At 64.4% G+C, this 6927-nt stretch carries 4 protein-coding genes and 1 pseudogene; 3 read left to right on the top strand and 2 right to left on the bottom strand.

The window, feature by feature from the left end:
- Positions 1-253: 253 nt before the first annotated feature.
- The 3 genes and pseudogenes from B2V21_RS16500 to B2V21_RS21640 all read left to right on the top strand — a co-directional run bounded on the left by B2V21_RS16500 (position 254) and on the right by B2V21_RS21640 (position 4806).
- The gene (locus B2V21_RS16500) at positions 254-2830 is read left to right on the top strand and encodes a bifunctional diguanylate cyclase/phosphodiesterase (RefSeq protein ID WP_286917425.1); all 2577 of its coding nucleotides are present in this window, start codon (positions 254-256) and stop codon (positions 2828-2830) included.
- Positions 2831-2970: 140 nt separating this feature from the next.
- Positions 2971-3948, top strand: a pseudogene (locus B2V21_RS21645) (HAMP domain-containing protein); the annotation flags it as partial.
- Between the two features lie 93 nt (positions 3949-4041).
- On the top strand, positions 4042-4806 hold the full coding sequence (locus tag B2V21_RS21640) for a methyl-accepting chemotaxis protein (protein WP_375143229.1): 765 nt from the start codon (positions 4042-4044) through the stop codon (positions 4804-4806).
- A gap of 325 nt (positions 4807-5131) precedes the next feature.
- On the opposite strand, the gene B2V21_RS16490 is transcribed toward B2V21_RS21640, so the two are convergent.
- Both B2V21_RS16490 and B2V21_RS16485 read right to left on the bottom strand, forming a co-directional pair.
- A complete protein-coding gene (locus B2V21_RS16490) occupies positions 5132-6253 on the bottom strand; it encodes a beta-glucosidase (protein WP_376787080.1) in 1122 nt (373 codons plus the stop codon).
- Positions 6250-6927, bottom strand: a 678-nt coding sequence (locus B2V21_RS16485; protein WP_286917423.1) for a UDP-galactopyranose mutase, incomplete at its 5' end; no start/stop codon positions are given. The genes B2V21_RS16490 and B2V21_RS16485, both read right to left, overlap by 4 nt.

Raw genomic sequence — 6927 nt, 5'->3', positions numbered from 1 at the left:
CACAGAAAAGCTGCTCCCACAGAAAAGCTGCTCCCACAGGAAGGCTGAGTCCACAGGACGGCTGCTCCCACAGAAAGGCTGCTCCCACAGAAAGGCTGCTCCCACAGAAAGGCTGCTCCCACAGAAAGGCTGAGCCCATAATGAGCAGGTTTCACAGAAAGCGCTTCTCCTGAAGCGCCCCCGTGTTCATGGAAGCTCGAGGGCGGCCGATACACCCCGTATCAGCTGCGCAGTACTCTTCTCCAGGCCATCCATGCTCAAGTCCAGCTTCACTTCTCCTGCCTCGCCTGCCCAGCCAGCGAGCAGCACTTCCCTGGCACAGGCGTCGTTGGTCACGTTCTGTGCCAGCCTTGCCGTGGTCTTCGCGCTGGCGGTCTCGCTGTCACTGTATTTCGCCCACGGCCTGGATCGTGCAGAGCAGGCCCAAGGGCAGTCACTGATACAGAAAAGCATCGAGGCCGAACGCCGGCTCCTGCAACTGACCATCAAGGATTACTCGTTCTGGGGTGAGGCGTATCGGCATCTGCACCTTAAGGTCGACATGGAGTGGGCCTTCGTGCGAGAGAACTTCGGCCCCGCGCTGTACGATGATTTTGGCTATGAAGCGGCTTTTGTCATCGGCCCGAGCGGCCGCTCCGTCTATGCGGTGATCGAAGGCCGCTACGAGACCGTGGCAGCGGCGCAGTGGCTGGGACGCTCTGTCGATGAGTGGGTGGCCGAAGCCCGCGCGCTCGCCGATGACGAAAAGGTCTTCACAACACTGACCAGCCTGGCCGGCACGCCGGCGCTGGTCGTGGCAGCAGCCATCACGCCCAGTACCGACCCTACCGTGCAGGCCGACGACCGGCCGCCATCGGTCATGCTCGTGGTCAACCGACTCGATCCGCGGCGCCTCGAAGAGCTGGGCGCCAACATGGGTTTGCGCGGAGTACGCCTGGGCCGGGCCGATGACCCTGCGGTCGCTCACGCAGAACTGACGGGCGAGCACGGTACGCACTTCGATCTGCAGTGGGATGCCACCCGGCCCGGGCGGCAGATGATCATTGTGGTGCTGCCGCTGATCATTCTGGCGACGCTGATCATTTTCGGCATGACCTGGGTCATGTTGCGCCGCAATACCCGCGCGGCCCGAGCCTTGGACAGCAGTCACGAACTGCTGCGCACCAGCCAGGCAGCGCTGACGCTGAGCGAGTCACGCTTTCGCGATGTCGCCGAGGCCAGCTCCGACTGGATCTGGGAGGCCGACTGCGAGGGGCGCCTCACTTACCTGTCCGACCGTTTCGAAGCTGTCACCGGGCTGGACAAGGCGCAGTGGTTGGGAACTTCGCTGGACCAACTCGTGGACCTGCCCGACGGCACCTTGCTGGACCGGCTGCGCAGCAATGTCGGGCAGAGCAACCTGGTCACCGAATGCAGCTATGTCGACAAGCACCTGCAGCAACGCACAGCCAGGATCGCCGCACGCACCAGCGGTACCCAAGGGTTTCGCGGCACCGCCACCGACGTTACCGAGGAGATCGAGGCCCGGCGACGGGTCGAATACCTTTCGCGCCACGACGTGCTCACCGGCCTGCCCAATCGCAGTCAGTTGCGCGACTATCTGGAAAGCCGCCTCGAAAATGCCCTGGCTGCCAGCCAGCCGTTGGTGATGCTGACCATCGACCTGGATCGCTTCAAGCCCGTCAACGATCTGCTCGGACACGCCACCGGCGACCTCGTGCTGCACGAAATCGGTGCCCGCATCAGGCAGTGCGTGCGCAGCCAGGACATCGTCGCCCGGGTTGGCGGTGACGAATTCGTCATGGTCGTGTCGGGCATGGTCGGGCATCAGGAGATCGAAGCCTTATGCCGACGGCTGATCGACTTGATCGAGCAAGTGATCGATGTCGACGAGCAGGAGATTCATGTCAGCGCTAGCATTGGCATCGCCGTGTCTCCGGGGGATGCCGCACATGCGCCCGAACTGTTGCGCTATTCCGACATCGCGCTGTATGAGGCCAAGGCCAGCGGGCGCGGTACATGGCGTTTCTATGATGGTGACATGAACGCGCGAATCGTCGAGCGTCGCCGCCTGGAAGGCGATCTACGCTATGCGATCAAGCATGGTGAGTTGCGTCTGGAATACCAGCCGCGCTTTCGCATCGCCGACGGGCGCATGGTCGGCGCCGAGGCCCTGGTACGCTGGCAACACCCTCAGCGCGGACTGCTGGCGCCCGATGCGTTCATACCCATCGCCGAGGAGGTGGGATTGATCACTGCCGTGGGCGAATGGGTGATGGACGCCGCCTGCAGGCAGGCTAGCCAATGGCCCGAAACACTGTTCGTGTCGGTCAACGTGTCGTCCAGAGAGTTTCAGAGCGGGCAGTTGGTCGAGCGGGTCAAGGCGGCATTGCAGCGCTCTGGGCTGGCCGCGAACAGGCTCGAACTGGAGGTCACCGAAAGCGTCATGCTGGAAGATGCCGACAATGCCCTGATACTGATGCGCAGCCTCAAGGCACTGGGCGTGCGCCTGACCATGGATGATTTCGGTACCGGCTACTCATCGTTGAGCTATCTGCGTTCCTTCCCCTTCGATGGGCTCAAGATCGATCGCAGCTTCGTCAGCCGGCTCGGCGAGAGCCAGACGGACCTAGCCATCATTGAGGCCGTGATCGGCCTGGGCCGGGCCTTGTCGCTGACGGTAACCGCCGAAGGTGTGGAAACCCTGGAACATCTCAAGTTGCTCGACTCCGTGGCCTGCGACGAAGGCCAGGGCTACTACCTGAGCCGCCCGCTCGAGGGTGCCAGCTTCGATGCGCTGCTGCGTTCCATCAGTTTGCCAACGGGCTGAGCCGGTCATTCAAGAAGCACAGAAGCGAGCCGATAGCACGGCGGTATCCGTTGACGCGCTTCTTCTCTCCTGCCGGTATTCAACCCTTGATCAAACACCTGAAATTCAGCCATAAAATCCTGCTGGCCGCCGCTCTGGTCGTGACGGCGGCCCTGGCCGCCTTCGCCGGCTTCAATGCCTACCTGCAACGCCAGGCCATCGACCAGAGCCTGCGTGCGTCGCTGACCGAAACCGGTCGAGTGACGGCCGGCAACGTTGCCTATTGGCTCGACGCGCGCATCAAGCTGATCGACAGCCAGGCTCAGGTCCTGGCCCGCGATCGCAGCGCAGAAGGCCTGACCGGCCTGCTCGAGCAGAAGCTGTACACCGACAACTTCGACCTCACCTACCTGGGTGAGGTCGATGGCACCTACACCAAGCGTCCCCACGGCCCGTTGCCGGCCGGCTACGATCCTCGCCAGCGGCCGTGGTATGCGGCGGCGACCAAGGCCGGTGGCATGATCGTGACCGAACCCTATATGTCGGCCTCGTCGAAAAAGCTGGGCATCACCATCGCCACACCGCTGATGCGCGATGGCCGACTGGCCGGTGTGGTCGGCGGCGATCTGGACCTGTCGACACTGGTCACCATCATCAGCTCGCTCAACGCCGGCGGCCTGGGCGAAGCCTTCCTGGTGGATGCGGAAGGCAAGATTCTGGTCAGCAGTCATCCCGAACAGGTGCTCAAGCGCCTGCCCGAGGTGTTCACTGAAGGCACGCCGAACCTAGCACCGGGTTTCAGTTCGGTGCCGCAGAATGGCACGCAGCGGCTGGTCAGCTTCACGCCTGTGGAAGGGCTGCCGTCGGTGAAATGGTACCTGGGGCTGTCGATCGACGAGGCCAAGGCCTATGCGCCGGTGACCCGGGCGCGCAATCTGGCGATCATCGCCACGGTGGTGGCAGTGGTCGCGATCATCGCCTTGCTCGGATTGCTGATCCAGATCCTGCTGCGACCGCTGCGCGAGCTCACTCGCGCGATGGACGACATCGCCGAGGGCGAAGGCGATCTGACCCGGCGTCTGCCGGTGGAGGCACGCGACGAGTTCGGCGCGCTGGCCACGGCGTTCAATTCGTTCGTGGCACGTGTCCATGGCTCGATTCGCGATGTCGCGCACAGCACCCAGCAGTTGACCCAAGGCACGCGTCGGGTGCTGGAGTCTTCACAGTCGTCGATGCAGCAGTCCGACGTGCAGGCGCAGCGCACCCAGAGCGTGGCGGCGGCGATCAACCAGTTGGGCGCCGCTGCCGAAGAGATCGCGCGCAACGCCGCGCATGCGTCGGGGCAGGCCAGCGATGCCCGTGTGCAGAGCCAGGAAGGTCGCAGCGTGCTGGGTGAGGCCCTGCAGGCGATGCAGGCGCTGTCGCAGAAGATCGGCAGCAGCTGCGAGCACATCGATGCGCTGGACGGCAAGGCGGCCAATATTGGCCAGATTCTCGACGTGATTCGGGGTATTTCCGAACAGACCAATCTGCTGGCGCTCAATGCCGCCATCGAAGCGGCGCGCGCCGGTGAGGCCGGGCGTGGGTTTGCCGTGGTGGCCGACGAGGTGCGCTCCCTTGCCAGCCGTACGCAGAGCTCGGCGCAGCAGATTCAGCAGATGATCGAGGAGCTGCAGGGCGGCTCGCGCGATGCCGTGGCGTTGATGCAGGAAAGCCAGCGGCAGAGTGCCCACAGCATGGTAGTCGCCGAGCAGGCCGGCGTGCGCCTGACCACCGTGACCGAGCGCATCGGCGAAATCGACGGCCAGAACCAGTCCGTGGCCACGGCGACCGAAGAGCAGACGGCGGTGGTCGAGACGTTGAACCTGGACATCAGCGAGATCAACCTGCTCAACCAGCAGGGCGTCAGTAACCTGGAAGCCACCCTGAGCGCCTGTACGGCGCTGGAGCAGGAAGCCGCACGATTGCAGCAGCTGGTGGGTGGGTTCCGCATCTGATCCGCCAGGTATTGCGCGGTGCGGCCGGACGCGGCTTGCGCCGCTGCTACAGGGATTGTGCGTGCCTTGGGGGCGGCATGCGTTCCGGCAGGTATTGCGCGGTGCGGCCGGACGCGGCTTGCGCCGCTGCTACAGGGGTTGTGCGTGCCTTGGGGGCGGCATGCGTTCCGGCAGGTATTGCGCGGTGTGGCCGGACGCGGCTCGGGGGCGGCATGCGCGTTCCGCACATGCGCGTGACGCGTCTGGGAGGGCATACGAAATTCCTGTAGCAGCGGCGCGAGCCGCGTCCGGGGGCGCTGCGGATGTGTGGATGGGATGCGGTGGGTTATGGGCGGCGACCGTGCAGGCGCTCCAGCGTTTGCAATTGCACCCGCAACGGATGATAGGGCGCCCGTGAGCCTTCACCGTCGGGTGCGCCGTACACGCCGGCGGGGCAGTAGCGGCCATCGTCCCAACCGGGATAGTCCAGGAACGGATACCAGCACAGCCCCTGCACATCGACACCACGCGCAATCGCCAGCGTCAGTTGTTCACCCACGTATTCCAGCCACGGCCCTCGCGCATCCGCCTCGGCGCCGGTTTCGGCCAAGAGGATGGGGCGGCCATAACGCCGATTCAGTTCAGCCAGCAATCCCGCCAGCGGGCGGAACTCGGGATGCCCCAGCAGGATCCGTTCGCCGTTCTGTCGCCACTGGTTCTGCGGGTAGAAATTGGCCCCGATGATGTCCAGATACCCCTCGCAGCCGCCCAACCCCTGCCACTGGCGACCGGCGAGCATGTCCCAGGCCTGGAACTGCGCCAGCCGATGACCCTCGGCGCGCTCCTGATCCACGGCGCGCGGTGAATCGGGCACGATGTGAATCAATGGATCGCACTGCACGAAGCGCGCCTGGGGCGCGTGCGTACGAATCGCCTCGATGGCCTCGATGCTGGCCCGCACCAACTGGTGCTTGAGCTCCAGCCCACGACCATGGGCGCCAGGGTTGAAATAGCCGACGTCGCCGCCGGCCCAGCTCCAGAACGACATCTCGTTGACCGGGGAGCAAAAGGGCACCTCGAAACCCTCATCGACCATCAGCCGCGCTGCGGCACCAGCAAAGCGGGCAAAGCGCTCGACGAATTCCGGCCGCCAGATGTCCAGTCCGTCTGGGTAGCCGTAATGACAGAAATCCCACACCACTTGCAGATTGCACTCACGCGCCGCGCGCAGCAGGGGTAGAAAACTGCTCCAGTCGTAGTGCCCGGAACGCCGTTCGATCTCGTGCCAGCGCAGGCCATCCCGGGCGCAGCCGATACCATCGGCCCGCAACTGGCGATAATCTTCAGCCGCCCAGCGCTGATGCCCGGTGCTGACCTGCACATCCACTCGTTCGCCATCGCGCCGCCGCTGAGCGGCGCATTCGTAACCGGCCATGATGAACGTGTCGAACAGGCCACACGCGCTCAAGCGCCGCGCTCGTCGAGCAGTTCCACGGCAGCCGTCGCACCGGGGACGGGCGCACCCGCCTGCTCGATTCGCTGGTACAGCGCCAGCGCCTGACCGACTACCTGATCCATGTTGTAGTACTTGTAGGTGCCCAGTCGCCCGAGAAAGGTGACCCCCGGCGTTTCGTCCGCCAGCGCCTTGTAGCGTTGATACAGCGCGGCGTTTTCGGCCCGTGGGATGGGGTAGTAGGGGTCGCCTTCGGCGCACGGGTACTCGTAGGTGATGCTGGTCTGCGGGTGTTGCTGCCCGGTCAGGTGCTTGTATTCGGTGATCCGTGTGTAGGGCACCGCTTCGTCCGGGTAATTGACCACGGCCACCGCTTGCAGCTGGGGTTGCTGCAACGTCTTGTGCTCGAAGCGCAGCGAACGGTAGGGCAGGCGGCCCAGACGGAAGCCGAAATACTCATCCACCGGGCCGCAGTAGATCAGCTGGGCGTAGGACAGCTGCTCGCGAACCTGGGCGAAATCGGTGTCCAGCAGCACGTCGATACGCGGGTGGTCGAGCATGTTCTCGAACATGCGGGTGTAACCGTCCAGCGGCATGGCCTGGAAGCTGTCGGTGAAGTAGCGGTCATCCTCGTTGGTGCGCGTGGGGATGCGCGAGGTCACCGACTTGTCCAGCTGCGACGGGTCCAG

It is taken from the genome of Pseudomonas sp. UBA6276, from assembly GCF_002438365.1.
In the GTDB taxonomy this organism is placed as follows: domain Bacteria; phylum Pseudomonadota; class Gammaproteobacteria; order Pseudomonadales; family Pseudomonadaceae; genus Aquipseudomonas; species Aquipseudomonas coleopterorum.
The sequence above is the reverse complement of the archived record's forward strand: the minus strand, read 5'-3'. Positions and strand labels throughout refer to the sequence as shown.